This is a genomic window from Pseudomonas sp. KB-10, from assembly GCF_018221585.1.
In the GTDB taxonomy this organism is placed as follows: Bacteria; Pseudomonadota; Gammaproteobacteria; order Pseudomonadales; family Pseudomonadaceae; genus Aquipseudomonas; species Aquipseudomonas yangonensis.
Window position 1 is genome coordinate 960,276 of record NZ_QYYB01000001.1, and the last position, 26,527, is coordinate 986,802.

At 65.0% G+C, this 26,527-nt stretch carries 27 protein-coding genes; 15 read left to right on the forward strand and 12 right to left on the reverse strand.

Annotated features, from left to right (window positions below; all coding sequences use genetic code 11):
• Positions 1-42: 42 nt before the first annotated feature.
• Positions 43-750 carry a 3'-5' exonuclease gene (locus DXK50_RS04425; protein WP_212629461.1) on the reverse strand — a complete coding sequence of 236 codons (708 nt, stop codon included), beginning with the start codon at positions 748-750 and terminating at the stop codon, positions 43-45.
• Positions 747-2,666 (reverse strand): DUF294 nucleotidyltransferase-like domain-containing protein, encoded by a 1,920-nt coding sequence (locus tag DXK50_RS04430; RefSeq protein ID WP_161864330.1) that lies wholly within the window; start codon positions 2,664-2,666, stop codon positions 747-749. The genes DXK50_RS04425 and DXK50_RS04430 overlap by 4 nt, the downstream gene beginning before the upstream one ends.
• A gap of 113 nt (positions 2,667-2,779) precedes the next feature.
• Between DXK50_RS04430 and DXK50_RS04435 the strand changes: the two genes are divergently transcribed.
• Positions 2,780-3,346, forward strand: a complete 567-nt coding sequence (locus DXK50_RS04435; RefSeq protein ID WP_212629462.1) for a LemA family protein — start codon at positions 2,780-2,782, stop codon at positions 3,344-3,346.
• Positions 3,347-3,348: 2 nt separating this feature from the next.
• On the forward strand, positions 3,349-5,301 hold the full coding sequence (locus DXK50_RS04440; protein WP_212629463.1) for a DUF2207 domain-containing protein: 1,953 nt from the start codon (positions 3,349-3,351) through the stop codon (positions 5,299-5,301).
• Between the two features lie 3 nt (positions 5,302-5,304).
• Here the strand turns inward: DXK50_RS04440 and folE2 are convergent, their stop codons facing one another.
• Complete coding sequence (gene folE2 / locus DXK50_RS04445) at positions 5,305-6,195, reverse strand: GTP cyclohydrolase FolE2 (protein WP_212629464.1); 891 nt, start codon at positions 6,193-6,195, stop codon at positions 5,305-5,307.
• 71 nt (positions 6,196-6,266) lie between these two features.
• Here folE2 and dksA point away from each other — a divergent pair, with 71 nt between their 5' ends.
• The 3 genes from dksA to DXK50_RS04460 are packed head-to-tail and all read left to right on the forward strand — an operon-like array spanning position 6,267 to position 8,553.
• Entirely contained in the window at positions 6,267-6,689 is a 423-nt protein-coding gene (dksA, locus tag DXK50_RS04450; protein WP_161864334.1) for an RNA polymerase-binding protein DksA, read from the forward strand.
• A 14-nt stretch (positions 6,690-6,703) separates the two neighbouring features.
• Positions 6,704-7,909: a zinc metallochaperone GTPase ZigA gene (zigA, locus tag DXK50_RS04455; RefSeq protein ID WP_212629465.1), complete on the forward strand. Its 1,206-nt coding sequence runs from the start codon at positions 6,704-6,706 to the stop codon at positions 7,907-7,909.
• Entirely contained in the window at positions 7,909-8,553 is a 645-nt protein-coding gene (locus tag DXK50_RS04460) for a DUF1826 domain-containing protein (protein ID WP_212629466.1), read from the forward strand. Before zigA ends, DXK50_RS04460 begins: the two co-directional genes overlap by 1 nt.
• Positions 8,554-8,960: 407 nt before the next feature.
• On the opposite strand, the gene DXK50_RS04465 is transcribed toward DXK50_RS04460, so the two are convergent.
• Positions 8,961-9,311, reverse strand: a complete 351-nt coding sequence (locus DXK50_RS04465) for an NADH:ubiquinone oxidoreductase (protein ID WP_161864337.1) — start codon at positions 9,309-9,311, stop codon at positions 8,961-8,963.
• Positions 9,312-9,406: 95 nt separating this feature from the next.
• Between DXK50_RS04465 and DXK50_RS04470 the strand changes: the two genes are divergently transcribed.
• Positions 9,407-10,384 (forward strand): CobW family GTP-binding protein, encoded by a 978-nt coding sequence (locus DXK50_RS04470; protein WP_212629467.1) that lies wholly within the window; start codon positions 9,407-9,409, stop codon positions 10,382-10,384.
• A 37-nt stretch (positions 10,385-10,421) separates the two neighbouring features.
• Entirely contained in the window at positions 10,422-11,300 is an 879-nt protein-coding gene (locus DXK50_RS04475; protein WP_212629468.1) for an alpha/beta fold hydrolase, read from the forward strand.
• A 12-nt stretch (positions 11,301-11,312) separates the two neighbouring features.
• Here the strand turns inward: DXK50_RS04475 and DXK50_RS04480 are convergent, their stop codons facing one another.
• Entirely contained in the window at positions 11,313-11,714 is a 402-nt protein-coding gene (locus DXK50_RS04480) for a DUF3301 domain-containing protein (RefSeq protein ID WP_161864340.1), read from the reverse strand.
• 124 nt (positions 11,715-11,838) lie between these two features.
• Here DXK50_RS04480 and DXK50_RS04485 point away from each other — a divergent pair, with 124 nt between their 5' ends.
• Complete coding sequence (locus DXK50_RS04485; protein WP_212629469.1) at positions 11,839-12,372, forward strand: TFIIB-type zinc ribbon-containing protein; 534 nt, start codon at positions 11,839-11,841, stop codon at positions 12,370-12,372.
• Here the strand turns inward: DXK50_RS04485 and DXK50_RS04490 are convergent.
• Positions 12,363-12,860, reverse strand: a complete 498-nt coding sequence (locus tag DXK50_RS04490; protein ID WP_161864342.1) for an acyl-CoA thioesterase — start codon at positions 12,858-12,860, stop codon at positions 12,363-12,365. The genes DXK50_RS04485 and DXK50_RS04490 overlap by 10 nt on opposite strands.
• A gap of 219 nt (positions 12,861-13,079) precedes the next feature.
• On the opposite strand from DXK50_RS04490, the gene DXK50_RS04495 reads away from it, so the two are divergent.
• Together DXK50_RS04495 and DXK50_RS04500 are read left to right on the forward strand one after the other, a co-directional pair.
• Positions 13,080-13,802 carry a tetratricopeptide repeat protein gene (locus DXK50_RS04495; RefSeq protein WP_212629470.1) on the forward strand — a complete coding sequence of 241 codons (723 nt, stop codon included), beginning with the start codon at positions 13,080-13,082 and terminating at the stop codon, positions 13,800-13,802.
• The gene (locus DXK50_RS04500; RefSeq protein WP_349292061.1) at positions 13,799-15,064 is read left to right on the forward strand and encodes a hypothetical protein; all 1,266 of its coding nucleotides are present in this window, start codon (positions 13,799-13,801) and stop codon (positions 15,062-15,064) included. The genes DXK50_RS04495 and DXK50_RS04500 overlap by 4 nt, the downstream gene beginning before the upstream one ends.
• A 13-nt stretch (positions 15,065-15,077) precedes the next feature.
• Here the strand turns inward: DXK50_RS04500 and DXK50_RS04505 are convergent, their stop codons facing one another.
• Both DXK50_RS04505 and DXK50_RS04510 read right to left on the reverse strand, forming a co-directional pair.
• Complete coding sequence (locus DXK50_RS04505; protein ID WP_212629471.1) at positions 15,078-16,457, reverse strand: glutamine synthetase family protein; 1,380 nt, start codon at positions 16,455-16,457, stop codon at positions 15,078-15,080.
• Between the two features lie 91 nt (positions 16,458-16,548).
• A complete protein-coding gene (locus tag DXK50_RS04510) occupies positions 16,549-17,940 on the reverse strand; it encodes an aspartate aminotransferase family protein (protein ID WP_212629472.1) in 1,392 nt (463 codons plus the stop codon).
• A 232-nt stretch (positions 17,941-18,172) separates the two neighbouring features.
• Here DXK50_RS04510 and DXK50_RS04515 point away from each other — a divergent pair, with 232 nt between their 5' ends.
• Positions 18,173-18,826 (forward strand): GntR family transcriptional regulator, encoded by a 654-nt coding sequence (locus tag DXK50_RS04515; RefSeq protein WP_212629473.1) that lies wholly within the window; start codon positions 18,173-18,175, stop codon positions 18,824-18,826.
• Between the two features lie 166 nt (positions 18,827-18,992).
• On the opposite strand, the gene DXK50_RS04520 is transcribed toward DXK50_RS04515, so the two are convergent.
• Complete coding sequence (locus DXK50_RS04520) at positions 18,993-19,400, reverse strand: SMI1/KNR4 family protein (protein WP_024310159.1); 408 nt, start codon at positions 19,398-19,400, stop codon at positions 18,993-18,995.
• A gap of 174 nt (positions 19,401-19,574) precedes the next feature.
• On the opposite strand from DXK50_RS04520, the gene DXK50_RS04525 reads away from it, so the two are divergent.
• The 4 genes from DXK50_RS04525 to DXK50_RS04540 are packed head-to-tail and all read left to right on the forward strand — an operon-like array spanning position 19,575 to position 23,482.
• A complete protein-coding gene (locus DXK50_RS04525) occupies positions 19,575-21,245 on the forward strand; it encodes a hypothetical protein (protein WP_212629474.1) in 1,671 nt (556 codons plus the stop codon).
• 1 nt (position 21,246) lies between these two features.
• Positions 21,247-21,696: a hypothetical protein gene (locus tag DXK50_RS04530; RefSeq protein WP_212629475.1), complete on the forward strand. Its 450-nt coding sequence runs from the start codon at positions 21,247-21,249 to the stop codon at positions 21,694-21,696.
• The gene (locus tag DXK50_RS04535) at positions 21,690-23,018 is read left to right on the forward strand and encodes a hypothetical protein (RefSeq protein WP_249186611.1); all 1,329 of its coding nucleotides are present in this window, start codon (positions 21,690-21,692) and stop codon (positions 23,016-23,018) included. The genes DXK50_RS04530 and DXK50_RS04535 overlap by 7 nt, the downstream gene beginning before the upstream one ends.
• On the forward strand, positions 23,018-23,482 hold the full coding sequence (locus DXK50_RS04540; protein ID WP_249186612.1) for a GNAT family N-acetyltransferase: 465 nt from the start codon (positions 23,018-23,020) through the stop codon (positions 23,480-23,482). Before DXK50_RS04535 ends, DXK50_RS04540 begins: the two co-directional genes overlap by 1 nt.
• A gap of 99 nt (positions 23,483-23,581) precedes the next feature.
• Here DXK50_RS04540 and DXK50_RS04545 read toward each other — a convergent pair whose 3' ends face one another.
• The 3 genes from DXK50_RS04545 to DXK50_RS04555 form a co-directional block, all read right to left on the reverse strand.
• The gene (locus tag DXK50_RS04545; RefSeq protein ID WP_212629477.1) at positions 23,582-24,436 is read right to left on the reverse strand and encodes a Tim44 domain-containing protein; all 855 of its coding nucleotides are present in this window, start codon (positions 24,434-24,436) and stop codon (positions 23,582-23,584) included.
• Between the two features lie 175 nt (positions 24,437-24,611).
• Entirely contained in the window at positions 24,612-25,193 is a 582-nt protein-coding gene (locus DXK50_RS04550; protein WP_212629478.1) for a TetR/AcrR family transcriptional regulator, read from the reverse strand.
• A gap of 178 nt (positions 25,194-25,371) precedes the next feature.
• A complete protein-coding gene (locus DXK50_RS04555; protein WP_212629479.1) occupies positions 25,372-26,454 on the reverse strand; it encodes a TRAP transporter substrate-binding protein in 1,083 nt (360 codons plus the stop codon).
• Positions 26,455-26,527 lie beyond the last annotated feature (73 nt).

The following is a 26,527-nucleotide window of genomic DNA, read 5'->3' on the forward strand; positions in this document are numbered from 1 at the left end:
GCTTCGCGGCTAAAGCCGCTCCTACAACGTGGGCGGTTGGTTTCAGCTCCAGAGCGCCCCGACCGGCGTATGCGGTGGGTAGTGCGTCGCCACCTGTGCCTGTAGCAGTTCGCCACAGGCCAGGGCGTCGGTCAGAGCATGGTGGGCGGAGTAGAGCGGCAGTCCATAGCGCAGGCGGCTGTCGGCCAGGCGGATGGAAATGGGCTCGCGGCCGCGCAGGCGGCCCCACCAGCTGACCGTGCGCTTGGGGTACAGGCGTGCTTCCAGCTCCATGGTGTCGATGATGGGGAAGATCAGCCCTTCACCCAGATGCTGGTGCAATGCCTGATCGAGGAAGTTGCGCTCGATGTTGCGGTAATGCGCAACCACTACCTTGCCGGCCAGGGCTTCGAGCAGTTCGTCGAGCACGCTGGCCAGGCGTGGCGCGTGGCGGATGTCGGAATGGGTGATGTGGTGAAAGGTGACCGATTCGGCGCTCAGTTCGCAGGTGGGTTTGACTACCCAGTAGCGCGCTTCGGCGCAGTGGATGCGCTGCAGGTTCAGCGGCACCAGGCCGAGGCTGACGATGGCGTGCCTGCGCGGATCGAGGCCGGTGGTCTCAACGTCCAGTGCGACCAGCGGTGCCTCCGCCAGTGGCGTTTCGGCGGCGATGCAGCCTGCGCCGTAATAGGCTCGCAGGCGTGCGTCCTGGCTGCTGGCCGCGCGTTCTGCGAAGAGCTGCGGCCAGTCCTGATTTTGATACGTAGTCATTGCGGGCGAGAGAGTGGCTGGGCCGGATAGCGGAAACGCAGGAATTTCTGGGCGTTGCTCACGACCTGGAAGGCTTCCTTGAGGTGGTGGCGTTCGCTGGAGCTGAATTTCTCCGGCTCGACGTAGTTATCGGGTGGGTTGCCGGCTTCCACCTCGCGGGCCTGGTGGCGGATGCGCACCAGGCTGAGGAACTCGAAGGCGTAGCGCAGATGATCAAGGGCTTCCTTGGGCAGCAGCTTGGTGGCCGCGATGGCGTCGAGGCGTTCCAGCGAGTTCTGCGCCTTGGAGCCGCACGCCAGAGCGTGCACGCGGATCAGGTCGGTCAACGGCGCAGTACCGCGGCCCTTGAGGTTGATGATGTTCTTCTGGCGGCCATCGGTTTCCATTACGAAGGTACGGAAGAAGCCCAGCGGCGGGGTGCGATTGAGCGCATTGCGTGCCAGGGCCGCAAGGAAGGCAGGGCTGGCGCTGGCTTTCTCCGCCAGCAGTTCCTTGAGGTTTTCCACCAGCGCGGTCGCGCCATACACGCCATCGAGGTCGAAGAAGATACTGCTGTTGAGCAGGGTTTCCGGGTTGGGCTTCTCGATCCATTGATTGAAGTAGCCGCGCCAGACTTTCAGTGGCTGGCGCCATTTCGAGTTGCTGGCCATGATGCCGCCCTTGCAGTACGCATAACCGCAGGCGGACAGGCCATTGCTGACGAACTGCGCCAGTTCGGCGAAGTAGGCGTCGTGCTGATTCGGATCGAAGCTGTCGTCGAGCACCAGGGCGTTGTCCTGGTCGGTGAGCAGCAGTTGTTCATCACGCGCCATCGAGCCGGCGATCATGAAGCAGTAGGGCACCGGCGGTGGCCCGAGTTTCTCCTCGGCCAGCACCAGCAGGCGCCGGGTGAAGGCGCGCCCGATACTGCTCATGGCCCGCGCCACCATATGCGCGCTGGCATCGTCGGCGACCATGCGCACGAAGGTGGCGTGCAGGTCCGGCAGCAGGCTCTTGAGGCCTTCCACCGAGTTCTTGTTGAAGATGCTGTTGACCAGATAGAGGCTGCTGCGCGACTCATAGCGGATGACGTCGGCGAGGGAGATCATGCCGACCGGGCGGCGGCGCTGCAGCACGGGCAGGTGATGGATGTTGTTGCGCAGCATGCACAGCATGGCCTCGAACACCGACTCGTCGGCCTGCACGGTGACGGGGCCGGGCGTCATCACCTGGCTGACCGGCGTGTCGCCTGGCAAGCCTTCGGCCAGCACGCGGGTGCGCAGGTCACGATCGGTGAGAATGCCGGCCATTACCTGGTTCTGCTGATCGGCCACCTGCACCTGGGCGGGGTTGGGCCAGCGCCTGCCGGGGTTGACGATGATCACCGAGGACACGCTCTGCTCGCTCATGACCTTCGCCACCTGCTGGACCGGCATGTCCAGCGGGACGCTGACCGGCGAGCGCCCGATGAGTTTGCGCACTTTGATCTTCATCAGCTCACTGGCCTTGCCGTGGCTGTCTTCCAGAGCGGATTTGAGGCGCGACTGGCCTTCGGCCTCGACGAAGTCGGCAAAACTGTCGAACTGATCGCATAGCTGCTGGAACAACGCACTGGGGATGAAGTAGATGAGGCAGTCTTCCAGTGCCTTGGCCGCCAGGCGCACCTTGTTGCCCCGCAGCAGGCCAGCCTGGCCGAAGACGTCGCCTTCGGTCAGGCGGTTGTGCAGTTCACCCCCGCGTCGATAGGTTTCCACTGCGCCGCTGCGCACGTAGTGCAGCTCGTGAATGGGCGCGCCGGCGGCGAGAATTTCGCTACCGGCCTTGAAGTAGCCCACTTGCACCTGACGGGCGATCTCGTCGAGAGTCTGCTCCGGCAGGTTGTCGAAGGGGGCGAAGCGACTCAGGTGGTCGCGGATTTCGATCAGCTCGATCTGCATGGGGGCCTCGCTGATTGCTGGCATTCAAGGATACGAGCATAGCGAAGGGATGTCGTCCCACCGTGTCGCTATGAGGAAAGTGGCTGTCACAACAGGCCAAAAAAGGAGCAGGTATGCAACATCCGGACTTATGGTGGAGCGTGGGCATCCTGCTCGTGCTCGGCGGATTGACGGTCTTCTACTACAACCGTCTGGTATTCAACCGCCACCGCGTGGCCGAAGCCTGGAGCGGCATCGATGTGCAGCTAAAGCGCCGCGCCAGCCTGATTCCGGCGCTGGTGGAATGTGTGCGTCAGTACATGCGCTATGAGCAGAGCGCGCTGGAGACGCTGGTGCAGCAGCGCACTCGCGCCGTGCAGCTGGCCGATTCGCCAATGGGCCAGCGGGCACCGGTGGAGGCCCAGCTGGGCAGCCAGTTACGCCAGCTGTTCGCCCTGGTCGAGGCTTATCCCGAGCTCAAGGCCGACAGCCAGTTTCGCGAGCTGCAAAGCAACATCAGCGAAGTCGAAGATCATATCCAGATGGCCCGGCGTTATTACAACGGCGCGGTGCGCGAGCTCAACGTGCTGGTCGAATCGGTGCCGAGCAACCTGGTGGCGAGGCTGCTGCGCTTCACCACTGCCGAATATTCCGCCCTCGCCGATGCGCGCGAGGGGCAACCGCCGAAAATGGAGTTCTGATCATGCCGGGATGGCTCAAGTCGCTTGTCTGCCTGTTTTTGCTGGGCCTGGCGGGCACCACGCTGGCGAGCGAGGAAGAACGCATTACCGACTACTCGGTGAGTGTCGAGGTACGTACCGATGGCAGCCTGCTGGTGACCGAGCTGATCACCGTCGCGGCAGCGGGGGAGCGGATCAGCCGCGGCATCTTCCGGGATTTCCCGGTGCAGAGCATCAGCCGTGAACGGCTGCTGCGCCGCGTCGGCTTCGAGGTGCTGGAGGTGCAGCGCAACGGCCAGCCGGAGCCCTATCAGCTGGAGTCGAGGGGCGCCGTCGAGCGCGTTCGCATCGGCTCGGCCAGCCGCAAGCTGGAGCCGGGGCGCCATCGCTATCGCATCGTCTACCTGACGCAGCGGCAGTTGATCGAGCGTGCCAACGAAGACGAGCTGTACTGGAACGTCACCGGCAACGGCTGGATCTTCCCCATCGACCAGGCGCGCATCCGCGTAAGCCTGCCCGACGGCGCGCAGATTCTTCGGGTCGATGGCTATACCGGGCGCAGCGGTGCGCAGGACAAGAACTTCCGGGTGCTGACGCAGAACGACGGCGAGCTTCGCATGGAGACCACCGCGCCTCTGCCTGCCTATGCCGGCTTCACCATCGCCGTGGCCTGGCCCGCCGGGCTGATCGAGCGGCCCGGGCTGGGTAAACGCCTGCTCTGGGTGCTGCAGGACAATCCGGGTACGGCACTGGGCAGCCTGGTGTTGCTGGCCTTGCTGAGCTACTTCCTGTGGCAGTGGCGGCGCGTCGGCCGAGACCCGCAGAAAGGCCTGATCATTCCGCTGTTCCAGGCGCCGGAAGGGTTGTCACCGGCAGCGGCCGGCTTCGTCTGGCATCAGGGATTCGGCATGCGCTACAGCCCGACGCGGGCACTGACCGTGGCGTTGACCTCGATGGCGATCAAGCGCGCGGTGAAGCTGTCCGACAGCGACCAGGGCTACACCCTCGAGGCCGCCGGAAAGCCGGTGCCCCCCCTGCATCCGGGTGAACGCAAGGTGTATGGCGCGCTGTTCAGCAGCGCGTCGAGCCTGACCCTCGGGAGCCATTACGAGCCGAAACTGAAAAAGGCGCTCGATGCGCTGCAGGCCAGCATCAGCGCGGACTATCACGCGGCCTGCTTCAGGCTCAACCGCCGACAGTGGTGGCGCGGCGTGGCTCTGACCGTGCTGGGCGTGCCGCTGACGCTGCTGCCCGGCCTGAGCGGCGCCGATGTGTTCGTTGTGGGCATGATGTCGCTGTTCGTACTGGCCTTCGGCGCCGTCGGCATCGGCGGTGTGTTCGTGGCGTTGCGCAGATGGCATGCCCGTCGTTACGGGCAAATGCTCTTCGGCCTGATCTTCGCCGTACCCTTCGGCAGTGTCGGCCTGGGCGTGCTGACCATGATGGGCAGCACGGTGCCCACGCTGGGGGTCTGGAACCTGGTGCTGGTGGTCGCGTTCGTGCTGCTCTGCGGGCTGTTTCGCTGGCTGCTGGAGGCGCCGACCCTGCGCGGGCGCGAGGTGCTCGACAAGCTCGAGGGCTACCGTGACTACCTGCAGCTGGCGGAAAGCGAGCTGATGGAAAAGGTCGCCGAGGCGCCGGTGATGAGCATCGCCCTGTACGAGCAGCACCTGCCCTACGCAATGGCGCTGGGCGTCGAGCAGCAATGGAGCGAGCGCTTCGACCGGGCGCTGGCCAGCGGCCTGGTGGAAGCACCGGCGCAAGGCTACAAGCCGGACTGGTATTCGGGCCGCAGCATCACCAGCTCGCAGTCGCTGAGCAGCAGTCTGTCATCCAACCTGGGCCGGGCGACGGCCGCCTCTTCGGTCGCGCCCAGCCAGTCGTCTTCATCCTCGTTCGGCAGCTCCTCGGGTGGCTCGGGCGGTGGTGGCTCCTCCGGCGGCGGTGGGGGCGGCGGTGGTGGTGGTGGCTGGTAGGGCTCAGCTCCAGTTCCAACGGCTTTCGGCCACGGCATCGTGGGCGTGCAGGCTTTCCGCATGCACGACCTTGAGGCGGAAGGCGCTGGCCTGCGGCAGGCTGCGCAGGGCTTGATGCAGGCGGCGCGCGGCGTCTTCGCAGAACATCAGGTTCTGTCCGTTGGCCAGGGCGAAAGCCTGTTCATCGGCGCGTTTCACCGCTGTTTGCACCGGCGTGCCGAGGGCCTGCTCGGCGCTGTCGATCAGCGCCAGCACGGGCAGCTCGGTGCAGTCGGGCGCCAGGCGCAGCTGCAGGGTCGCGGTGCTGCGCTGGCTGTGTGGCGTGGCGACGATGCCCTGGGTCGAGCCAAGCCAGTCGAGCACCTCCTGATAGTCCATGGATTGCCGGGCGAAGGTTTCGGCGAAACGCTGCTGAATCAACTGGCGGGCCAGCGCCGCCGAGCAGGGGCAGGTGGACGAGTAGCCGACCTCGACTTGCAGCTCGATGCTGACGCCACGGCCGTCCTGTCTGGCGCGCAGTTCGAAGGGGTAGGCCTTCCAGCCGCTGAGTGGGCTGACCAGCGCAACACGCTCGAGCGGTACCTCGCCGCGTAGGGTCAGGGTGGCGCTGTCGGACAGTGCCTGGTGGCTGCTCAGGCAATCATCCAGTACCTGCAGCAGGGCAGGCACGTCCAGTTGCTGGTGCACCATACGCTGCGCCGCCAGATACAGGCGCGACATGTGAATGCCGCGCGCGCCGGCGTCGTCGAGGCTGACGCCGATATCGACACTGGCGTTCACGGCCGCGCCCGCCAGGCGAATGGGTAAGGCGATGCCGGCCATGCCGACCCAGTCCAGTGGCACAACATGGTGAGTGGCTTGGGCGGCAATATCCGGCAGGGGCAGTTCGTTCATCGCAAATCCATGGGTTGCTGTCAGAAATAAATGTTATGTTATAACAATTAAAACACGTTAGCCGATTTGCCATGACCCCGACCCTGCCTACCGAAGCCGAGCTGCTCGCCCAGCCGGCAGATGACTACATGAACGATACGCAGCAGCGCTTCTTCCGCGAGCTGCTGCTGGCTCAGCGTGCCGATCTGCAGGCGCGTATCGACGAGGAGTTCAGCGAGCTGCGCCAGTCCGAAACCAGCAGCGACGTCGCCGATATCGGCGCCGCCGAGGAGCAACGGCAGTGGCAGCTGCGCCTGCTGGAGCGGGAAAAGAAGCTGCTCGACAAGATCGACCAGGCGCTCGAACGCCTGGCGCGTGGCGAATACGGCTGGTGCGCCGAGACCGGCGAGCCCATCGGCCTGAAACGCCTGCTGCTGCGCCCGACCGCGACCCTGTGCATCGAAGCCAAGGAGCGTCAGGAGCAGCGCGAAAAACATCAGCGTGACCGTGACTGAACGAGGAACCCCCCATGAACCCACGTCTACCCGTTACCGTGCTGTCCGGCTTTCTTGGCGCCGGCAAGAGCACACTGCTCAACCATGTGCTGAAGAACCGCGAAGGTCTCAAGGTCGCGGTGATCGTCAACGACATGAGCGAAATCAATATCGACGGCAGCGAAGTGCAGCGCGACGTCAGCCTCAACCGCGCCGAAGAGAAACTGGTGGAGATGAGCAACGGCTGCATCTGCTGCACCCTGCGCGAAGACCTGCTCGAAGAGGTCGCCCGCCTGGCCAGCGATGGCCGCTTCGACTACCTGCTGATCGAATCCACCGGCATCAGCGAGCCGCTGCCGGTGGCCGAAACCTTCACCTTCCGCGACGAGCAGGGCCGCAGCCTGTCCGACCTGGCGCGGCTGGACACCATGGTCACGGTGGTCGACGGGGTGAACTTCCTGCGCGATTTTCACGAGGCCGAGAGCCTGGCCAGCCGTGGCGAAACCCTGGGCGAGGAGGACGAACGCTCGATCACCGATCTGCTGATCGAGCAGGTGGAGTTCGCCGACGTCATCCTCGTCAGCAAGATCGACCTGATCAGCCAGGCCGAGCGCGAGGAGCTGATGGCCATCCTCCGCGGCCTCAATACCCACGCCGATATCCAGGCCATGAGCATGGGCCAGATCGCTTTGGACAGGATTCTCGACACCGGCCGTTTCGATTTCGAGCGCGCTTCGCAGGCGCCGGGCTGGCTCAAGGAACTGCGCGGCGAGCACGTGCCGGAAACCGAGGAATACGGCATCGCCTCCAGCGCCTACCGCGCGCGTCGGCCCTTCCATCCGCAGCGCTTCTTCGACTTCCTCTCGCAGGAATGGAGCAACGGCCGCCTGCTGCGCTCCAAGGGCTTCTTCTGGCTGGCCAGCAAGTATCAGGAGGCCGGCAGCTGGTCGCAGGCCGGCGGCCTGATGCGTCACGGCCTGGCCGGACGCTGGTGGCGCTTCGTGTCCAGGCAACACTGGCCGCAGGACGAGGAAGGCCTGCAGGCGATCATGAAGCACTGGAGCGCAGAGGTCGGTGATTGCCGCCAGGAACTGGTGTTCATCGGCCAGAACATCGACTTCGCCCGCCTGACCGCCGAGCTGGACGCCTGCCTGCTCACCGATGAGGAAATGGCCGGCGGCCCGGAAGCCTGGCGTCTGCTCGCCGACCCGTTCGGCGCCTGGCAGCAGGAGGCCGCCTGATGTTCGCCCTGCAGTTGCCGAAAGTGTCCCGGCAGGTGCTGGGAGCGGATATTCAGGTGCTCGGCGAGGTGCTGCACGACGGCGTCAACCTGGCCGTCTGGCAGCGCCGCCTGCCGGCGCAGATCGCCGACTTCGCCGATGCGCTGCTGGCCCAGGGCGAGCCCCTGGCGCATTCCATGACCCTGGAACTGCCGCGTGCCGACAGCGAGCCGAAGCTGAGCGGCCTGGTCGCGCAGTATGCCGACCTGCCGGGCCAGGCCGCCTTCCTCGCCGACGTGGCCTGGCTGGTGCGCGCCTACGCCTGCCTGCTCGATGCCCAGCGCATAGGGCTGCGCCTGCGCGCGCTGGACAAGGCCATGTGCCCGCGCTTTCACGTCGACCATGTACCGCTGCGGCTGATCACCAGCTACGCCGGGGTCGGCAGCGAGTGGCTGGAAGAGGGCGCGATGTCGCGCAGCAGGCTCGGTCAGCCGGAGGCAGAACCTACGCAAGAGGCGTTGATCCAGCGTCTGGATAGCGGGCATGTGGCGCTGGCCAAGGGCGAGAAGTGGCAGGGCAACGAAGGCCGCGGGCTGATCCATCGATCACCGCAGCCGCCGGCCGGTCAGCGGCGCTTGTTGCTGACCCTGGACTGGCTGGCCTGACATCGCCACAAGCTGCGCGGCAAACATGTCATGGAAGCCGTACCTCGGGCGTAATGCTGTCCGCTTAAGGCGGTAGACGCTTGGCTCCCCTTTCCCATTTATGGGAGAGGGGCTGGGGGAGAGGGCTGAAACGCTGCAAAACTTCCGCTCTCCCCACCGGGGCGAGGGGACTGCTTGCGTTCGACTGTTGCTTGTGGGAACAGCTTCATGCCGCGAGGCGAGGCCTATGCTGCTGCCAGGCATGACGGAAAAAAATAGGCCGGAGCGACTGCCCCGGCCTTAAGCACCAAGAGATCATGTCGACGCGTGACTCGACATGAGGGTTACGTGAGGTACCCGCGGTCATTAGGCGCTTTCTGGATGACACTTTGATGTCAGTCCCCGCGTTTGTTCGTAAGCGGTTCAGGTCAGGGCTTGATCCACTTGCCCTGATACTGGCTGGTGCAGGCCGGCTCCAGATACAGCGCGTCGCTGGCCACGCCGTAGTAGTGGATGTCCTGCTGGTACAGGTCACTGCCGGCGCGCGCATTCTGGCAAATGCCATAGGCGCCCTGCGGACATTGCTCGACGAATTCCACCTCGACCGTCTGCCCCTGCAGTTGCGGCTGGCAGAAGCCATCGCGAAACAGCGTGGCGGGAATGTTGCGATTTTCCTGGCAGACCTTCACATCCAGACGCTCGGCCTGGCTATGCACCACGCAGGCTTCGGCCAGGACCAGGCCCGGTAGCAGAGAGAACAGCAACAGCCATGCACGCATCGTTTCGACTCCCGAAAAACTGCCAGCGAATCTAACATGCTGCTTCCTTGCAGTCTGTGCTGGCACTTGCCTGGCGAACCACCGACGATAGATTCATGCTCAGTCAAATTCCTACCCACCTTATCGCCGGCCCGCTGGGTGCCGGCAAAACCAGCCTGATCCGTCACCTGCTGGCGCAGAAACCTGCGGCTGAGCGCTGGGCGGCGCTGATCAACGAATTCGGCCAGATCGGTCTGGATGCCGCGCTGCTGGAGCAGGGCGACGACGGCATCGCCCTGGCCGAGGTGGCCGGTGGATGCCTGTGCTGCGTCAACGGTGCGCCCTTTCAGGTCGGCCTCGGCCGTCTGCTGCGCAAGGCCAAGCCTGATCGCCTGTTGATCGAACCATCCGGCCTGGGCCATCCAGTGCAGTTGCTGGCGCAATTGCGCCAGCCGCCCTGGTTCGGCGTGCTGGCCGTGCAGCCGGCGCTGCTGGTGCTGGATGCCGCCGCGCTGGCCGCCGGCCAGCCGCTGCCGGACGTGCAGCGTCAGGCGCTGGATGAGGCTGGTCTGCTGCTGTTGAACAAGAGCGAAGGCCTGGGTGCCCAGGCGCGAGCGCGGGTTGCTGCCGGTCTGCCTGCCGTGCCGCTGCACTGGACCGAACGGGGGCGGCTCGACCTGGCCTTGCTGCCCGGCCTGGCAGCACAGGCGTCGCCCATGCAGGTAGGTGGCGAGTTCCCTGCTGCCGCGCCGGGGTTGGCGCAGATCTGGCGCGATACCGCCGAGCCGATCTGCCAGGTGCAGGCTCAGGTCGAGGGCTGGAGCATCGGCTGGCGCTGGCATCCTCAGCAGATGTTCGACCTCGCGCAGGTCGCGGATTGGTTACGCAACCTCGGCTGGCGCCGAGCCAAGGCCGTGCTGCACGGTGCCGAGGGCTGGCGTTCGCTCAATGCCGTGCAAGGGCAAGCGCTGCAGGCTTGGGGCCCGAGCGAGTGGCGCAAGGACTCGCGGCTGGAACTGATCTTCGATCGGGCGCAGGACGTCGAAGCGCTCAGCGCCTCGTTCGCCACCTGCCGAATTCCTGCGACCGGCTGATACACTCGCCGCGCTTTCGTCGTTGTGGATAACTTTCATGCACCTGCTGCCCTGGTCTCATGACACCTCTGCCGGTTTTACCCTGCGCGGCTGGCATACGCCGCCATCGGGGAAACCGTTGCTGCATTTCCTGCACGGCAACGGTTATTGCGGGCGGGTCTATACGCCGATGCTGGCGCTGCTGGCGGAAGATTTCGACCTCTGGCTGTGTGACGTGCAGGGCCATGGCGACAGCGATCACGGTGGTCGTTTCCACGGCTGGAACCGCAGCGCCGAACTGGCGGTAGAGGCCTTCGAGGCCCTGCGCGGCCGCTTTGGTGAGGTGCCGCGCTTCGCCCTGGGCCACAGTTTTGGCGGCGTGCTCACCAGCCTGATCCTCGCGCGCCATCCCGAGTTGTTCCAGCGTGCGGTACTGCTCGATCCGGTGCTGTTCAGCCCGGCGATGATCGGCGTGATGGCGCTGTCAGACGTGGTCGGCCTGGCGCAGCGCAACGGTTTGGCGAAGAAGGCGAAGAAGCGTCGCCGGCAATGGCCGGATCGCGCCAGTGCGCATGCCGCTCTGCATGGCCGCGGCATGTTCCGCGGCTGGGACGAAGCGGCGTTCGACGCTTATATCGAGCATGCGCTGAAGGATGTTGAGGGTGGCGTCGAGCTCAAGTGTCGGCCCAGCCGCGAGGCCGATATCTTCGGTTCCTTCCCGCGGCGCCTGTGGCCATCGCTGGCCAGGGTGACGACGCCGACCGAGGTGATCCACGGCGCCAGCACCTACCCGTTCGTGGCCCGCTCCGTGGCGCGCTGGTGTGCGAGCAACGCCCATGTGCGCAGTCAGGTGGTGCCGGGCGGGCACTGCTTCATGCAGGAGCAGCCGGCCGATAGCGCCGAACGCGTGAGCGATTTCCTCCTGCGGCGTGGCTGAATCAGGCCAGCGCTACTGGGCCTTGCGCCGCCAGTCGTCGAGGCGGATGACGTTACCCGGATGGGAATGCTGCACCGCGACCGGCTCGGGTTGCGGCTCCAGTATCGGATGGGGTTCCAGTTCGATGCGCCCGAGATGCGGGCCGAACATGCTGATATGCCCGCGCAGGCGCTGCTCACCGGTGACGGTGAATTCGAAGTCATACAGCCGCGCCAGGCGCCGATGGCCCCTGCCATCGCGCTCGATGGCCAGGCGGCGCAGCGCCACGGCGCCGTCGAGCAGTTCCACGTCGAGCTTGGCGCAGTGCTGCTTGGCGTACGCCAGTGCCCGCTCACGAATGCCATGGCCGCGCCAAAGCCAGGCGCAGACGGCGGCGAACAGCATCAGCAAAAAGACATCGAACAGGTTGATCATGGCGACTCCGGCTCTGGGAGACAGAGCTTAGCCTATCTGCCACGCAGTTCTCAGCACATGAGCTTGTCCGTGTGTCGGCTGTGCACTAGCGTGTGCGCACTTCATTTGTGAAAAGGACGTCATCATGCATTGCCCCGCCTGCCGTACCAGCCGCCTGCAACCGGCAAAACTCGAAGATGGCCTGCTCGGCCATGGCTGCCCGCAATGCGCTGGCACGCTGGTCAGCCTGCTGCATTACCGCGACTGGGCCGAGCGCCAGCCGGCGCAGGAGACGCCAACAGCCCTGGCCGCCGAAGCCGAAGTGGGCGAAACCAGCCACGCGCTGAGCTGCCCCAAGTGCGCCAAGCTGATGAGCAAGTACCAGATCAGCGGCACCCGCGCCAATCGTCTGGACCTGTGCGGCACCTGCGACGAAGCCTGGCTGGACAGCGGCGAATGGCAACTGCTCAAGGCCCTGGAACTGAGCCAGCGCATGCCGGCGATCTTCACCGACGCCTGGCAGCGCCAGGTGCGGCAGGAGGCCAGCGAACAGGCGCGGCGTGAGCGCTTCAGCCGCATCGCCGGCGAGGAGGCCATTGCCCGCGCCGACGAGATCCGCGCCTGGCTCAAGGATCATCCGCAGCGGCGCGAACTGCTGTTCTACATCGGTCACGACTGAGGGGCGTTCTTTTCCTCACTCAAGGCCTGGTAACGCTGTTGCAGCTCCTCGCGGATCTGCCGGCGCTGCTTGGCCTGGCGCTGACGGCGCAGGCCGTCGGGGGTGTCCGGGTGCAGTTCGGGCACCACTGCCGGGCGGCCGTGCTCATCCATCGCGACCATGGTGAAGAAACAGCTGTTGGTGTGGCGCACCGAGCGTTCACGGATGTTTTCGGTGATCACCTTGATGCCTACCTCCATGGAGGTGCGCCCGCAGTAGTTGACCGAGGCGAGGAAGGTAACCATCTCACCGACATGCACCGGCTCGCGGAACATTACCTGGTCCACCGACAGGGTCACCACGTATCGCCCCGCGTAGCGGCTGGCGCAGGCATAAGCCACCTCGTCCATGTACTTGAGCAGCGTACCGCCGTGAACGTTGCCGGAGAAATTGGCCATGTCCGGGGTCATCAGTACGGTCATCGTCAGTTGTGCGGTTCCGGCTTCCATCGTTGCTCCGAGTACATGTGGACTGCTGAGAAAAAGGTCTGATGCAAGATTCAAACTAAACCTGTTTACGATCTGCTGCGCGTTGGCTGAACGGCCCCTCATGATGCTCTTTACAGCAGGCAAACTGCGCTTCTCCGGTTGATTTCGCCACCGTATATTCCAGTTCGCCATCGTGAACAGGCTCTAAACTCGCCCATTTCCATTGCAAGGATGCCATCCATGCTGACCCGCTCGAAATTTCTCTCTCTGCCGCTGCTGCTGGCGTTCACCAGCGCCGCGCAGGCAAGCGATGACTGCGCCACTGCAGCGCAATGCAACCAGTTGGGCAGTGCCGCCTATCAGGCCGGCCGTTATAGCGATGCCATCGAGGCATTCGAGCGTCAGCTACGCCGCGTCGAGCAGGGCGACGAGGCGCAGTTGGAGCTGGCCTTGAACAACCTGATTCTGGCCAATCTGCGCGCGGGCGATGCCGGCATGGCGCGGGCCTGGCTGGGGGTGGCGTTGGACAACCACCTCAGCGGTTCTTCGACCCGCCTGCACATGGGCAAGGTGGCCGAGGCGGTGGATTACCAGGCGCTGGCGGCCAGCCCGCAGGGCCGCTATCTGCGCTATGGCGGTCAGGCGGTATGGAGCGAATTGCAGATCAGCACTGACCCGGCGGGCGGTTACCGCGCCAGCTTCTCGCCGCTGCGCGCCGGGGCACGGGTGGAAGAATACGGCCCGGCAGCTATCGGTGATCTGGAGGGACGCCTGCAAGGCGAGGGCGCAGTGATGAAGCTGGAAGATGCGCAGCTCGGCACCGGCTGCGCCGTGCAATTGCTGCGCGAAGGCATTGCCCTGCGCGTGCTGGAAGTATTTGACGAGGGGTGCCAGGACTACGGCGGCATGGGTATCAGCGTGGCCGGGAGTTACATCAAGGTCGATGCCCAGGTGCGCCCGTGAACCTGCGCCGTGCCGCCCTGTTTGGCGGTTTGATCCTGGTCGTGACGCTTCTGGCCGTTGGCAGCGCCTGGCTGCGTGACGAGCCGCTGGATGCCGAGGTGCAGCACTGGCAGCGGCAGGTGCAGGCGGCGGCTGGCGAAAGTCGGGCGTACCTGTATCTGAGCGGCCTGGATGCGCCTGTCGATCAGCAGCCCGAGGCGCTGGGCACCGTGCGTCTGCAGCAGTACGAAAGTTGGTACGCCGGGCACGGCGTGACCGATGGCGCTTATGTGGCGCCGACCACTGCCACCCTGCCGGTTCCCCAGGGGCAACTGTTCTGCCAGATCGAGACGCCCGGCTGCTTCGACAGCCTGCTGGCGCAGGCCGACCAGTTGCCCGCGTTAAGCGTGGAGCAGAAGGTATTGCGCGAACGCTACAGACAATTTCTCGGCCTGGATGATTACCGCACGCTCACCTCGGTGAGCATCGCCGAACCGGTGCCGCAACTGACCTATGTGTACAAGGGCCAGCAGCTGTTCGATCTGTTCGTGCTGCAGATGGCCCTCGAGGGTCGCGGCGATGCGGCGCAGGCTGGGTTGCAGGAGGAACTGGGATTGCTGCGTCAGCAGCTGGTGCGCGCCGACAATCTGGTACTGAAGATGCTGTTGGGCGTGCTGGTCAGCCGCAACCTGGAGTGGCAGGTTCGCCTGTATCGCCACGGGCTGACGCCGCGGCCGGAGGTTCCGGCGCGGTTCGGCGAGGACGAGCGTTCGCTGCTGAGGCCGATGCAGCGAGAGTTCTTCGGCATCGCGCAGATGTATGCGCAACTGCCAGGCAACGCCACCGGCAGCGAATACCTCAGCCTGCTGCTGTTTTTCCGCGAGCAAATGACCATCAACGCCAGCCTGGCGCCTTATGCACGAGCCGCCGAATTGTCGCAGCTGCCGCCGGAGGCGTTCGCCGCGGCGCTGCAGGAGCCGGCTCCCGAGCCGCCTGCCGTTGGCGGCGTGCGCAACCGCGTCGGCAACATCCTGCTGGCTATCGCCGGCCCGGATATGCGCCTGTATGCCGGGCGCTTGCAGGACCTGGAGGCCAAGCGTCGTTTGCTGGCCGTGCTGGTGAGCCTGCCGCTCGGGAGGCTCGATGCCGAGCGACTGGCCAGCTTGCCGGACGCGCGCAATCCGTACTACCCGACACGTTTGGCCAGGTCTGATGGGCGCGGCCAGCTGTGCTTCGACGGCCCGCATGAGGCCGCCTTCAACGGCCGCTGCATGCCCTTGTAGGATGGCGTACGGATCAGGCGTGAGTCAGGTACCAGCGCCAGTCCTGCTCGCCCACCTCGCCCATGAACTGGCGGAACTCGGCCCACTTGATCGCCAGGAACACCTTGAGGAAATCCTCGCCCAGCGCTTCGCGTGCCCAGCTTGAACCTTCAAGGTTGCGCAGGGCGGTGAGCCAGTCGGTGGGCAGCGTTTCGCGGGCCTGCTCGTAGCCATTGCCGACGATGGCCTGGCCCGGGTCGATCCGTTCGCGGATGCCCTTGTGGATACCGGCGAGGATCGCAGCGGCGGCGAGATAAGGGTTGGCGTCGGCGCCGCAGATACGGTGTTCGACGTGACGGCTGTTGGCCGGCCCACCGGGAACGCGGAAGGACACGGTGCGGTTGTTCACCCCCCAGCTCTTGGCCAGCGGCGCGTAGCTGTTGGCCTGGAAGCGGCGGTAGGAGTTGGCGTTGGGGCAGAAGATCGCCAGGGCGTCGTCGAGCGTGGCCATCATGCCGCCGATGGCGTGCCTCAAGAGCGTGCCGTGCCTGCCTTCAAGGTCAGAAAGCTCGCTGGCCATCAGGTTGTTGCCCTCGGTGTCGGCCAGCGACACGTGCATGTGCATGCCGCTGCCGGCCAGGTCACCGAACGGCTTGGCCATGAAGCAGGCCTGCAGCCCGTGCTTGTTGGCCACACCCTTGACCAGACGCTTGTAGCGAACCCCTTCGTCCACCGCCTGCAGGGCGTCGAAACGGTGCTCCAGAGTCAGCTCCAGCTGGCCCGGAGCGTATTCGGAGATTGCCGTGCGCACCGGCAGGCCCTGGGCTTCGCAGGCGGCGTAGAGATCGTCGAGAAACGGCTGCACCTGCTCCAGCTCGTACACGCCGTAGACCTGCGGCGCCTGCGGGCGCACGCCGTTCATCTGCACGGCGGGCTGCGGGCGGCCATTGGCGTCGCGCTGCTTGTCCAGCAGGTAGAACTCCAGCTCCACCGCCATCACCGGGTGATAGCCGTCGGCCTTGAGCGCGTCGATGGTACGCGCCAGCACATGGCGCGGGTCGCCCGGCGTGGCCGGCATACCTTCAGTCGGGTGCATGCTCACCTGCACCTGGCCGGTGGGCACCGTGCGCCAGGGTTGCAGGGTGAGGCTGCCGGGCAATGGGTAGGTCCAGCAGTCGGCATCGGCCACTTCCCAGACCAGGCCGCTCTCCTCGACGTCTTCGCCCTGGATGGTCAGCGACAGGATCGAACTGGGCAGCGGCCGGCCGTTCTCGTACATGGCCAGCAGTTCGTCGCGGTGCAGCAGCTTGCCGCGCGGAATGCCATTGGCGTCGATCAGCATCAGTTCGATGCTGCGCACCTCGGGGTGTTGTTCGAGGAAGTCACGCGCTTCCTGGGGATGGGCGAATTGCATGGTGGTTCTCGCAAAAGGTCGTGGGGCGCCATTCAACCTGTGGGAGGGGCTTCAGCCGCGACTGTCGCCGCTGAAGTGTCTCCCACGGGTATTACTCACGGGCACCGGGAATGGCCAGCAGTTCGGTGAGGGCCGCATCGAGCATGGCGATCAGCCTGTCCACATCTTCGGCCGTGGTGCTCGGGCAGCACAGGGTCATGTTGTGGAACGGGGTGATCAGGATGCCGCGGTTGATCAGGTACAGGTGCAGGGCCATCTGCAGTTCGTCATGGAACGCCGCTTCGGCCTCGGCACCGGTGCGCGGCGGGGTGGCGCAGAACTGGAACTCGCAGCGTGCGCCCAGCTCGGTCACCGACCAGTTCAGGCCGTGCTTGTCGATCAGCTGGCGGAAACCTTCGGCCAGACGTGCGGCCAGCGGCAGCATGTGATCGTAGGCTGCCTGGGTCATCACCTGCTGCAGGTTGGCGCGCATGCAATGCATGGCCAGGGCGTTGGCCGACAGGGTGGTGCCCATGCCGCTGTGGCCGTGCCCCTGGCTTGCTTCACTGGCGCGCTGGCGGGCCTGGGTCATGGCTTCGGCCATCGCCGCGCTGCAACCGAAGATGCCGCAGGGCACGCCACCGGCGATGGGCTTGCCGACCACGAAGAAGTCCGGATCCAACCCCCACAGGCGCGTGCAACCGCCGATGTCGGTGGAGATGGTGTGGGTTTCGTCGATGATCAGCAGACTGCCGTACTTGCGCGTCAGCTCGCGGCATTTCTGCATGAAGCCCGGATCGGGCAGGACCATGCCGATATTGGTCATCGCCGGCTCGCAGAGCAGGGCGCAAACGTCGCCTTGAGCCAATGCGGCTTCCAGCGCCGCGACGTCGTTGAAGGGAATGGCGCGGCTGTGCTCGGTCAGGTCATAGGCCTGGCCGATCAGGCCGGAGCGGTGCACGGTCTGGCCATCGCGCTCGCGCACCATCACGTCGTCGACGGTGCCGTGGTAGCAGCCGTCGAATACCAGCAGAGTCTTGCGGCCGGTGATGGCCCGCGCCCAGCGCAGCACATAGCGATTCGAATCGGTTGCCGTGGCGGTCACCTGCCAGTAGGGCAGGCCGAAGCGCTCGGCGAGTAGCTCGCCGCAGACTACCGCGTCCTCGCCGGGCAACATGGTGGTCAGGCCGTTATTGGCCTGTTCGGCGAGGGCTCGGGCCACCGGCTCCGGCGAGTGGCCGAACATGGTGCCGGTGTCGCCCAGGCAGAAGTCGATGTACTCGTGACCGTCCACGTCGAAGAAGCGCGCGCCCTTGGCGCGTTCGACGAACAGCGGTACCGGCGTCGACCAGTCGGCCATCCAGTGCATCGGCACGCCGCCGTACAGCGAGTGACGGGCGCGCTCGGCCAGGGCCACCGACTTCGGGTTGCGTTCGAGGAAACGGGCGCGTTCACGGGCGGTGAAGGTTTTCACGGCGGATGGGGCGATACCACTGGCAGTCATGTTGAACGCCTCGTTCGGATTTCCGTTTATCATATTTTGTGATCACAAAAATCGCAATATGTCCCCATTTAACCAGTATGGGTTAATATTTTTCTCGTTATGTGATCACAAATGCGGGGTGGCCGGCATCGCTCATTTCTGTCACCCGGTCTTGGTTCAATGGAGAATTTCATGCGCGACTGTCTACTTACTCTGTCCCAGCTTCCTGCACCGCCAAAGGGATGTTGAAACCATGAGCGACAATCTGCAGGAACAGTTGTACCAACGTATTCGCGAAGGCCTGCTGGCGGGACGTTTCCAGCCTGGACAGGCGTTGAAGATCCGCGATCTGGCCGCACAGTGGGGCACCAGCCCGATGCCGGTGCGTGCCGCGTTGCAGCGCCTGGTGGCCGAGGGCGCGCTGGAAGGCGAGCAGCAGCGCTCGGTACGCGTGCCCTTGATGACCCGCGAACGTTACGAAAATATCTTCCAGGTACGCCTGGCGCTGGAAGGTCTCGCGGTGGAGCTGGCTACGCCGCGCCTGAGTCGCGACGACCTGGCCCGGCTGCGTGACTGCGTACAGCGCATGGATGCGGCCATCGAGCAGCGTCAGGTTCAGGACTACCTCAACGCCAATAGCCAGTTCCACCTGCAGCTGTATGGCGCCTGTGGCAACCCGGTGCTGGTGCGTTCGATCGAGTCGCTATGGCTGCAGATCGGCCCCTTCTTCAATCGCCTGTTCACCGGCGCCGATCTGTCGTTACGGCTCAACGACTTTCATGAAGACGCCTTCGCCGCCATCGAGGCCGGCGATGCCAAGGGCGCGCGCCAGGCCATGGAACAGGATCTGCTGTATTTCGCGCGGTTCCTGCTCAACCTGCTGGCGCTGGAGCAGGGCGAAGGGTGAGGGCCGTAGCTGGGTTCAAGCTGGCGCAGCAGGGCCGGTAGAGGGCGTCAGACACCCGTGGCGGGTGCGTGGCGCCCAGCTTCTGCGCAACGCCCCACAAGGTGCGCCGCGCATGCTGCCGGGTTGCACGAGGGCGGTGAGTACGGCCCACTATGGCCGAGGGCGATCAGCTCTCCAGCCAGACGTCGCGGCACCAGTGCCAGACCGAGTCCCAGCTTTCATCGGTGAGCTCGCCCTCGTCACCGTCCCACAGCCAGACCTGACCTTCGACGTCCACCGCGTAGTAGTCGCGGCCGTCCTGGCACAGCGGCACCAGGTCACGCGGCAGGCCGAGGTCCCAGGCTACCGAAGCGACTTCCGGCAGGTAGGTGTGCGAATGCGGGTCGCTGGCGGTCACCGGCTCCAGGCGTCCGTAGACCACGTCACTGACCTTGAGCAGAAATTCGCGCAGTTCGAAGGGCAGGTGGATGAGGATCTGTTCCTGAATTTCCACCAGGGTCTCTTCGTCCGGCAGCTCCAGCGGCACCGGAACCGGCTCATTGAGTTCGCGCAGCTGTTCGATGACTTCTTCCACGATTGGCTCTCCTGATGTGCGGGCAGCTTTATACCCTAGCAGCGGAATTTGGGGTATCGCTGAGGGGGCAGCGAAAAGCCGTTCCAGTTGGCAGCATGGACGATTGTCGCTTGAGCCGAGCGGTCTTTGTCGGCAACCTTGGCGCCCCGCGAGAAAGCCTGGAAGCGTCACTACATGCAGGATGCATCTTCAACCCCAACCGCGCAGCCTCGCGACGGCATCGTCGCGCGCCTGCAAAAGGAATTGCAGACCCGACGCTTCGTCGTAATCAGCCTGATCACCCTCGCCTGGCTGGTCGCGCTGCTGATCGTGGCGTCCCGTGAAGGCCACGGCCTGTTCGACAGCACCCATGTGGTCGTGTACGAGCCCTTCCAGTTGCCCGGCCGCGATGTGCGCGAGCCGCTACAGCCCGCTGCGCTGGCCGGCACGCTCAGACTTCATGCGGGCTTCGGTAGTGTCTTTAACAACCCCGCTCGACGCGACTGGTTCGAGCTGCTGCTGGCCGCGCGTGGCAGCAATGCACTGATGCCGGAAACCATTCTGGCTATCGACAACCTCCGTCTGTTCGCCGCGGATGGCACGCAGCTGTGTGCTCCGGAGCTGCGCCTGGATGCAGCGCAGCGCTCTGTATCGATAGGCCTCGATGCCGACCTGGCGCTATCGCAGGTGCTTGCCGAATACCCGACGCGCGCCATGCCGGCGCACCGCTTCGAACTGTTCTGGACGCCGGCATACAGCCTGGCCTGCGCGTATCAGGAACCGGCCTGGGTGCTGGCCGATGTGCTGCGCCAGGTCGCCGTCGCCGACCAGGCGCCGCTGTGGTTGACACTTTCCGGTGAGGAGAGCGTCATCCGTGTCGGCGACAGCCGCGTCACCGCCCGGCCCGGCGCCGTGCCGGGCGAGTGGTGGGTCGAGATCGTCAACCGGGGCGAGCAGACCTTGCATTTCATGCCGGATGACTACCCGGCGCATCAGGGCTGGCATCGCGTGCGTTACGCCCATTCGCCGTTCTATGACAGTGCCTGGGATCGCCTGCTGCGAAGCAGGGATTTTCTCGCTGCCGACATGTACCAGCTGCGCTTCGAGGGCACGCCGCCGGCGCGCCTGCCGATCAGGCTATGGAGTGGCAGGGAGGAGCGTCTCACGAATGTGCGCTTCTCCACGGACGACGAGCTGCGTAGCGATCCGTCCCTGCCTTCGGCCTGGCACCTGCCGCTGGCGCATACCGGCCTCGCCATGCCCACGCAAATGCCGCTGCAGGCGCAGGGTCAGGAGTATCACGAAGTGTTTCTGCCCATCTCCCTGAGCGCCGTCTGTCAGCTGCGTGTGGTCAGCTCCGAACAGCCGCTGTTGCGCTGGCGGGCCACACAGCGAATAGCGATGGACAACTACCGGCGCTATGCGGCGTTGCCAGCGGAGCAGCTCGATAAGGTGCGCTGGGAGCTGCAGAGCAGCGATGGTGAGCTGCGCTTCCTCCACGACGTTCAGGTCGAGAGCGAGCTGTCCTGCCCGGCCGGCGTGGCCTGGCAGGCATTGCCTCATCAGCCTGGCGAAACGCCCTGGCTGGTTGCGGCCGGCGCCTTGCCGAGCGCGGTGGTGCAGCCCGGGCAGCCGGCGCGCGAGTTGTTCGGCCGGCTGCGCTTTCTCGATGCCAATGGACAGGCGTTGATGCCGGTTGCCCGTTCTGCCGACCTTGAGGAGCCGACCGTCGATGACTTCCTGTTCCCCGGTGATGTGTTCAAGTTTCACGGCGAGGTCACGCGCATCGAGCAGTTGATCACCCTCGATGCCACGCCGCGCACGGTGCGCTGGACGTATCGCTTCATGCAGCTGGAGGGCGACTGATATGCGCGTGCTCACCCTGACCCTGATGCTGCTGGCTTCTTCCGCCGTCGCCTTCGAGCGGGTGCCCCATCGCCTGCTGAACGAGCTTGCGCCACCTGAGCTGGATGGCGACGGCTGTGTGCGCAGCACGGATGAGATTCACAAGGAAATCGTAGACGGCGAGGTCGTCGCTTGCGGTGCGCAAACCAACGGCCAGCGCAGCGGTTACTGGGTCGCGCAAACCAACGGCGGATTCATCGTGCATGGCTGGTATCGCGACGCTAAGAGTGTCGGAACCTGGCTGGCCCTGAGCGCTGCCGGCAATCTGGTCGGTGTCTGGCGATACGACGCTGCGGGCGCCGAGCATGGCGTTTCCTACGGGTTGGAAAAGGACGGCCGGCTGGCCTGGAAACAGATTCACGTACATGGCCGACGGGTATTCAACTGCGAGGGATGGGAGTGGCCATGCTAGAGATGATGGCGTCGCCCGATTGGGTCCGCTGGGTAAGCCTGGCACTGGTAGTGTCGAGCGCGGCGGTGCTGGTGCCGGGCATCATCCGAGGCTGGGCTGTGACTGCGCTGGCGTTCGGGCTGTTGTGTGCGGTCTTGGCGGTGCTCGCCAGCAGCCACTATCTGTTGTTCAACTGGGCGTCGCAATGGTCTCTGGGGCTGCCCGGGTTGCTGTTGGGCTTGCCGCTGATCTACCTGGGCAGCATCGGCCTGCTGGCTCGTCGGCAACCTCGACGGCCGCTGGGCGCCGCTCTGGTTCTGGCGGGCGGTGTGTTCCTGCTGTTTGCGAGCGACAGCCAGCAGCTTTGGCCGGCAACCTTCTACCGACTGCAGGGAGCGCTTCTGGACTATCCGGACCTGGTGCTGCATAGCGGAGAAGATCTTGCCGAGTACCTGCCGCCCGCGGGAACGCGGCTGATTTTCAAACCCGCGGACCAGACGCTCTCATGTGGGTTGTCGAGCGACCCTGAACCGTCATATGCCTCACTGTCCTATCGCCTTGATTGCCGGAACTACTACTGGGGACCGGCGATGATTGCACCTGAGCAAGCTGCCCTTGATGATCTGCCGGTGCTCCATGGCCTTGCGAACCTCTGGTCGGAGACAGGGCCGGGAAATTTCTTCACCCTCACGGGGGTTAAGCTGTTCCCGACGGCGATGGCCGAGTTCGAGCTGCTGTGCCCTGCCGATATGGATTGCCAGGCCGGAAAGCAGGCCATCATGCAGCTACTTGGCTATGAGCGCTGGGATGATTTCCGGGCCTTGCTCCAGTCTCGCCGTGAGCAACTGCTGAAGGCTTACGAGGCCTCTCCCGCAGGGGCACGAAACGAGGCGATCGCCGTGCTTGCCGAGGATGTGCGCGCCCAGCTGGAGAAGCGCGTGGCTGTCATCGTTGCGGTGTATGCCGAGGCACAGGCGCGCAGTCTTACCCTGAGCGATCTGGCGCCCAGCTATTCGAGGCCGGCGGCATTCTCTTCACCCCGCGAGAACAGCGCTGCAGCCTGGAACGGCCTTGTCCGCTCCCTGCGCCAGCTTCCTGTGTCGGTACCGGCAAACGGCACACTAAGCAGGTTGCAGAACGCCGTGCTGCTCGCTGCCGAGCGACAGGATGGTGGTGTGCGGCTGGTCTACCACACAGAGGTGGGGCGGCATGCCGCCAGTACCCTGGTGCTTTTTCTGGTGCCCCTGCTCTGGCTGGTGCTGGTATTCGCTGTGATGTTGTGGCGCTGTCTGCGGCCAGGCGGCCGGCGTTTGGTACCCTGGCGTTTTTGGAGAGTGTCGTGATGATCAGTTGGATCAGCAAGCACCACAGCGAACTCGATGTTCCTGAGCTGTATGCCATCCTTGCCCTGCGCACCCGGGTGTTCGTGGTCGAGCAGAACTGCCCCTACCTGGAAACCGATGGCCAGGATCTGGTCGGCGATACCTGTCACCTGATGGCGCGCGACGATAATTCGCTGCTGGGCTATCTGCGCCTGCTCGACCCGCAGCGCATGGGCGGCGAGGTAGTGATCGGAAGGGTGGTGATCGCCGAGGCGGCGCGTGGCACGGGCCTGGGCCACAGACTGATGGAGCAGGCGCTGGCCGAGTGCAGCCAGCGTTGGCCGGGCGTGCCGCTATACCTGTCGGCGCAGGCGCATCTGCAGGGTTACTACGGGCGTTATGGCTTCGAGCCGGTAACCGAGGTGTATCTGGAGGACGACATCCCGCATATCGGCATGCGCCGGGCCGTTAGCGAGCAGGCGTAATGCACGGATCGTCGGAATCGTAGGAGCGGCTTTAGCCGCGATGGCCGGTGAAACGAAAAACCCCGGGCAAGCCCGGGGTTTTTCATGCGTTGCCCAGAATCAGTTCTGGCGAATGCCGGCGATCAGCCAGGGCTGGTTGTCGCCTTGGGCGCGCTCCAGACGCCAGCTTTCGCTGAACGGTTCGCCCTGGTCGAAGCGCGAGGTCTTCGACACACCGCTGAAGGTCAGGGTGGCGATGGTCTTCTCGGCGTTGTCGTCGACACCATCGAGCTGGACCTGCAGGTCGTCGATGTAGGTGGACTGGAAGCCGTCACCCAGCTCGGCGCGCTCGCGCTTGAGGAAGTCCAGCAGTTGCGGGGTGACGAACTCGGCGATCTTGTCCATCTCGTTCGCGTCCCAGTGCTGCTGCAGGTTCATGAAATGCTCGCGGCCGGCGGCCAGGAAGCTTTGTTCATTGAACCAGGCCGGGGCATTGATCACCGGAGCAGCTGAGGCCAGGCGAGCGCCGAAAATATTGCTGCCGGCTGCCGGCGCGTTGGCGGCATTCGGCATTTCGCGCTGGTAGGGCGCACCGGCAGTTGCCATTTGCGGCTGTTGGCGAGCACGACGGGCGGCGAGGAAGCGGAAGATCAGGAAGGCGATCAGGCCGAAGATCAGAAAGTCCATGATCTGCAGGCCTTCGAAGCCGTCACCCATGAACATCGAGGCCAGCAGGCCACCGGCTGCCAGACCGGCTAGTGGGCCGAGCCAGCGCGAAGCGCCGCTGGCAGCGGCGGCAGGTTGCTGACGACCAGGGGCCGGGGCAGCCTGTTGAGCAGGCGGCGTGGCCTGGCGGGTCTGGTGGCTGGGGGCGGAGCCGAAGGATTTGCCACCGCCGAAACGTTTGGCGTGGGCTTCGAAGCTGAAGGTCAGCGCCAGGCACAGGACCATGGCGATACTGAGGAAACGCTGCATCACGGTTTTCTCTCTGGTGGAAAGCTGATCGGCATCTTGCCCGTCATGGGTTGGCATGACCAGTGACAGAATGTTTCCGGCTTTTGCCTGTAGGGCGAGCACCCTGCGATTTGACCGATTAGCCCGGAAGCAAGCCGGCGACGGCCCGCAACCATGGCCCCGGATTTCATCCGGGCTAGGTGCGTTGCAACAGCAGCGGCAGTGGTCCGGCGCGCAACTGGCCACGCAGGAAGGCGCGGAACGCTGCAGCGTCCTCCTCGGGATGGCGCAACCAGTGCACGAAGCTGCGCAGGTAGGCGTTGGTGAGCAGAGTCTCCTCGGCGATACGGCGCAGATGCAGGCTTTGCCGGCCGGCCGCTTCGCGCCACCACTGCACGGTGCGGCTGATGCGCATCAGGCCGAGCACCTGCAGATGAACGTGTCCGGGTTCGAGCTTGTACAGCAGCATCTGCCCGGTCACCGCGCGATGGGCGGCCAGGCTGTCGAGCCAGGCCAGCAGGCAAGCTTCCAGGCGCTGTTCGGCGTTCAGGCCGGCCAGGTCGGGATTGCGGGCGTAACCGAGCATGGCCTGGTCGGCGCGGTCGAACCAGGTTTCCACCAGATCATCCTTGTCGCGGTAATGGCGGGCGATATCGTCCAGGCCGATTTCCAGCGCGGCGGCCACCTCGAACAGATGCAGGCGCTCCCAGCCGCAGACGTCGGCCAGTCGCAGGGCGGTATCAAGGATGAGGGCAGGGTCGGTCGGCTTTTTCTTCATCCCTGAAGTATGGTCGCCAGCAGACGAGGTGGCGCCCGGAACGACAAACGGGGTCTGATAGGTGAGACCTGGTCGCGCCGAACGGCTAGGAGCGGCGCCCCGCCGCGAAGCTGGGGGTAACGAACGCTTCGCCCCGGGGCGGGGCTCCCACAAGGGTAACTGCTATACCCTGAGCGGCTCAGCGCCAGTCGTACAGCTCCTTTTCCGACAGCGCATGCATCGAGGTGGCCAGCGCCTGGAAGGCTTGCATCGAGGCCCAGATGCGACCGTTGAGTTCGCTCTGCGCAGCCAGATCGCCGAGCACCTGTTCGGTCTCGCGCTGCATGGCCTGCAGCACCTCGTCGGGGAAGCGCTTGAGCAGCGTGCCGCTCTTCTTCAGCTCGTCCAGCGCCAGGGCGTTGTGGTAGACGTAGTCGTCCATCATGTCCTGGGTCGAGGCGCGCGCCGCTTCGGTGACGATGGCCTGCAGGTCGGCCGGCAGCGCATCGAATGCCTTCTGGTTGATCAGCAGCTCGAGCACTGATTGCGGCTCCTGCCAGCCCGGGTAGTAGTAGTACTTGGCCGCCTTCTGCAGGCCGAAGGCGAGGTCGTTGTACGGGCTGACCCAGTCGGTGGCGTCGATGGCGCCGGTCTGCAGCGCGGTGAAGATCTCGCCGCCGGGCAGCACCACGGTGGTGGCTCCGAGGCGGCTCCAGACCTCGCCGCCGAGGCCCGGCATGCGGATCTTCAGGCCCTTGATGTCAGCCAGGCTGTTGATTTCCTTGTTGAACCAGCCGCCCATCTGCATGGTGCTGTTGCCTGCAGTCAGCGGCTTGAGGCCGAACGGCGCGTAGGCTTCGTCCCACAGCGCCTGGCCGCCGCCCTTGCTCAGCCAGGCGTTCATTTCCTGGGTGGACAGGCCGAAGGGCACCGCGCCGAAGAATTGCGCGGCCGGTACCTTGCCCTTCCAGTAGTAGGGCGTGCCGTGGCCGAGTTCGGCGGTGCCGCGCGACACCGCATCGAAGACTTCCAGCGCCGGCACCAGCTCGCCGGCAGCATAGACCTTGATGGTCAGGCGCCCGGCGCTCATGGCGTTGACGCGTTCGGCCAGGCGTTCGGCGGCAGTGCCGGTGCCTGGGGCGTTCTTCGGCCAGGTGGTGACCATCTTCCAGTGGAAGGTCTGGGCGGGCGCTGCGGCCTGGTCGGCCGGAGTGGAATCGTCCTTGCAGCCGATCAGGCCGAAAGCGAGCAGGGGCAGGAGAAGCAGGGTGGAAAAGCGCATGGGGTGGCTTCCAGATAATTTTGCAGGAGCGAATTTATTCGCGATCGCTGGTAAGGCGCCAACCCATCGCGAA

Excerpts from the sequence above, each read along its gene's own strand:
- DXK50_RS04470 (WP_212629467.1), top strand. The coding sequence starts at position 9,407 with ATGCTCAGTCAAATTCCTACCCACCTTATCGCCGGCCCGCTGGGTGCC.
- DXK50_RS04510 (WP_212629472.1), bottom strand. The coding sequence starts at position 17,940 with ATGACTGCCAGTGGTATCGCCCCATCCGCCGTGAAAACCTTCACCGCC.
- DXK50_RS04460 (WP_212629466.1), top strand. The coding sequence starts at position 7,909 with ATGTTCGCCCTGCAGTTGCCGAAAGTGTCCCGGCAGGTGCTGGGAGCG.
- DXK50_RS04550 (WP_212629478.1), bottom strand. The coding sequence starts at position 25,193 with ATGAAGAAAAAGCCGACCGACCCTGCCCTCATCCTTGATACCGCCCTG.
- DXK50_RS04525 (WP_212629474.1), top strand. The coding sequence starts at position 19,575 with ATGCAGGATGCATCTTCAACCCCAACCGCGCAGCCTCGCGACGGCATC.
- DXK50_RS04495 (WP_212629470.1), top strand. The coding sequence starts at position 13,080 with ATGCTGACCCGCTCGAAATTTCTCTCTCTGCCGCTGCTGCTGGCGTTC.
- DXK50_RS04480 (WP_161864340.1), bottom strand. The coding sequence starts at position 11,714 with ATGATCAACCTGTTCGATGTCTTTTTGCTGATGCTGTTCGCCGCCGTC.
- DXK50_RS04545 (WP_212629477.1), bottom strand. The coding sequence starts at position 24,436 with ATGCAGCGTTTCCTCAGTATCGCCATGGTCCTGTGCCTGGCGCTGACC.
- DXK50_RS04430 (WP_161864330.1), bottom strand. The coding sequence starts at position 2,666 with ATGCAGATCGAGCTGATCGAAATCCGCGACCACCTGAGTCGCTTCGCC.
- DXK50_RS04505 (WP_212629471.1), bottom strand. The coding sequence starts at position 16,457 with ATGCAATTCGCCCATCCCCAGGAAGCGCGTGACTTCCTCGAACAACAC.
- DXK50_RS04540 (WP_249186612.1), top strand. The coding sequence starts at position 23,018 with ATGATCAGTTGGATCAGCAAGCACCACAGCGAACTCGATGTTCCTGAG.
- DXK50_RS04555 (WP_212629479.1), bottom strand. The coding sequence starts at position 26,454 with ATGCGCTTTTCCACCCTGCTTCTCCTGCCCCTGCTCGCTTTCGGCCTG.
- DXK50_RS04485 (WP_212629469.1), top strand. The coding sequence starts at position 11,839 with ATGCATTGCCCCGCCTGCCGTACCAGCCGCCTGCAACCGGCAAAACTC.
- DXK50_RS04465 (WP_161864337.1), bottom strand. The coding sequence starts at position 9,311 with ATGCGTGCATGGCTGTTGCTGTTCTCTCTGCTACCGGGCCTGGTCCTG.
- dksA (WP_161864334.1), top strand. The coding sequence starts at position 6,267 with ATGACCCCGACCCTGCCTACCGAAGCCGAGCTGCTCGCCCAGCCGGCA.
- DXK50_RS04425 (WP_212629461.1), bottom strand. The coding sequence starts at position 750 with ATGACTACGTATCAAAATCAGGACTGGCCGCAGCTCTTCGCAGAACGC.
- DXK50_RS04530 (WP_212629475.1), top strand. The coding sequence starts at position 21,247 with ATGCGCGTGCTCACCCTGACCCTGATGCTGCTGGCTTCTTCCGCCGTC.
- zigA (WP_212629465.1), top strand. The coding sequence starts at position 6,704 with ATGAACCCACGTCTACCCGTTACCGTGCTGTCCGGCTTTCTTGGCGCC.
- DXK50_RS04475 (WP_212629468.1), top strand. The coding sequence starts at position 10,422 with ATGCACCTGCTGCCCTGGTCTCATGACACCTCTGCCGGTTTTACCCTG.
- DXK50_RS04440 (WP_212629463.1), top strand. The coding sequence starts at position 3,349 with ATGCCGGGATGGCTCAAGTCGCTTGTCTGCCTGTTTTTGCTGGGCCTG.
- DXK50_RS04490 (WP_161864342.1), bottom strand. The coding sequence starts at position 12,860 with ATGGAAGCCGGAACCGCACAACTGACGATGACCGTACTGATGACCCCG.
- DXK50_RS04535 (WP_249186611.1), top strand. The coding sequence starts at position 21,690 with ATGCTAGAGATGATGGCGTCGCCCGATTGGGTCCGCTGGGTAAGCCTG.
- DXK50_RS04435 (WP_212629462.1), top strand. The coding sequence starts at position 2,780 with ATGCAACATCCGGACTTATGGTGGAGCGTGGGCATCCTGCTCGTGCTC.
- folE2 (WP_212629464.1), bottom strand. The coding sequence starts at position 6,195 with ATGAACGAACTGCCCCTGCCGGATATTGCCGCCCAAGCCACTCACCAT.
- DXK50_RS04515 (WP_212629473.1), top strand. The coding sequence starts at position 18,173 with ATGAGCGACAATCTGCAGGAACAGTTGTACCAACGTATTCGCGAAGGC.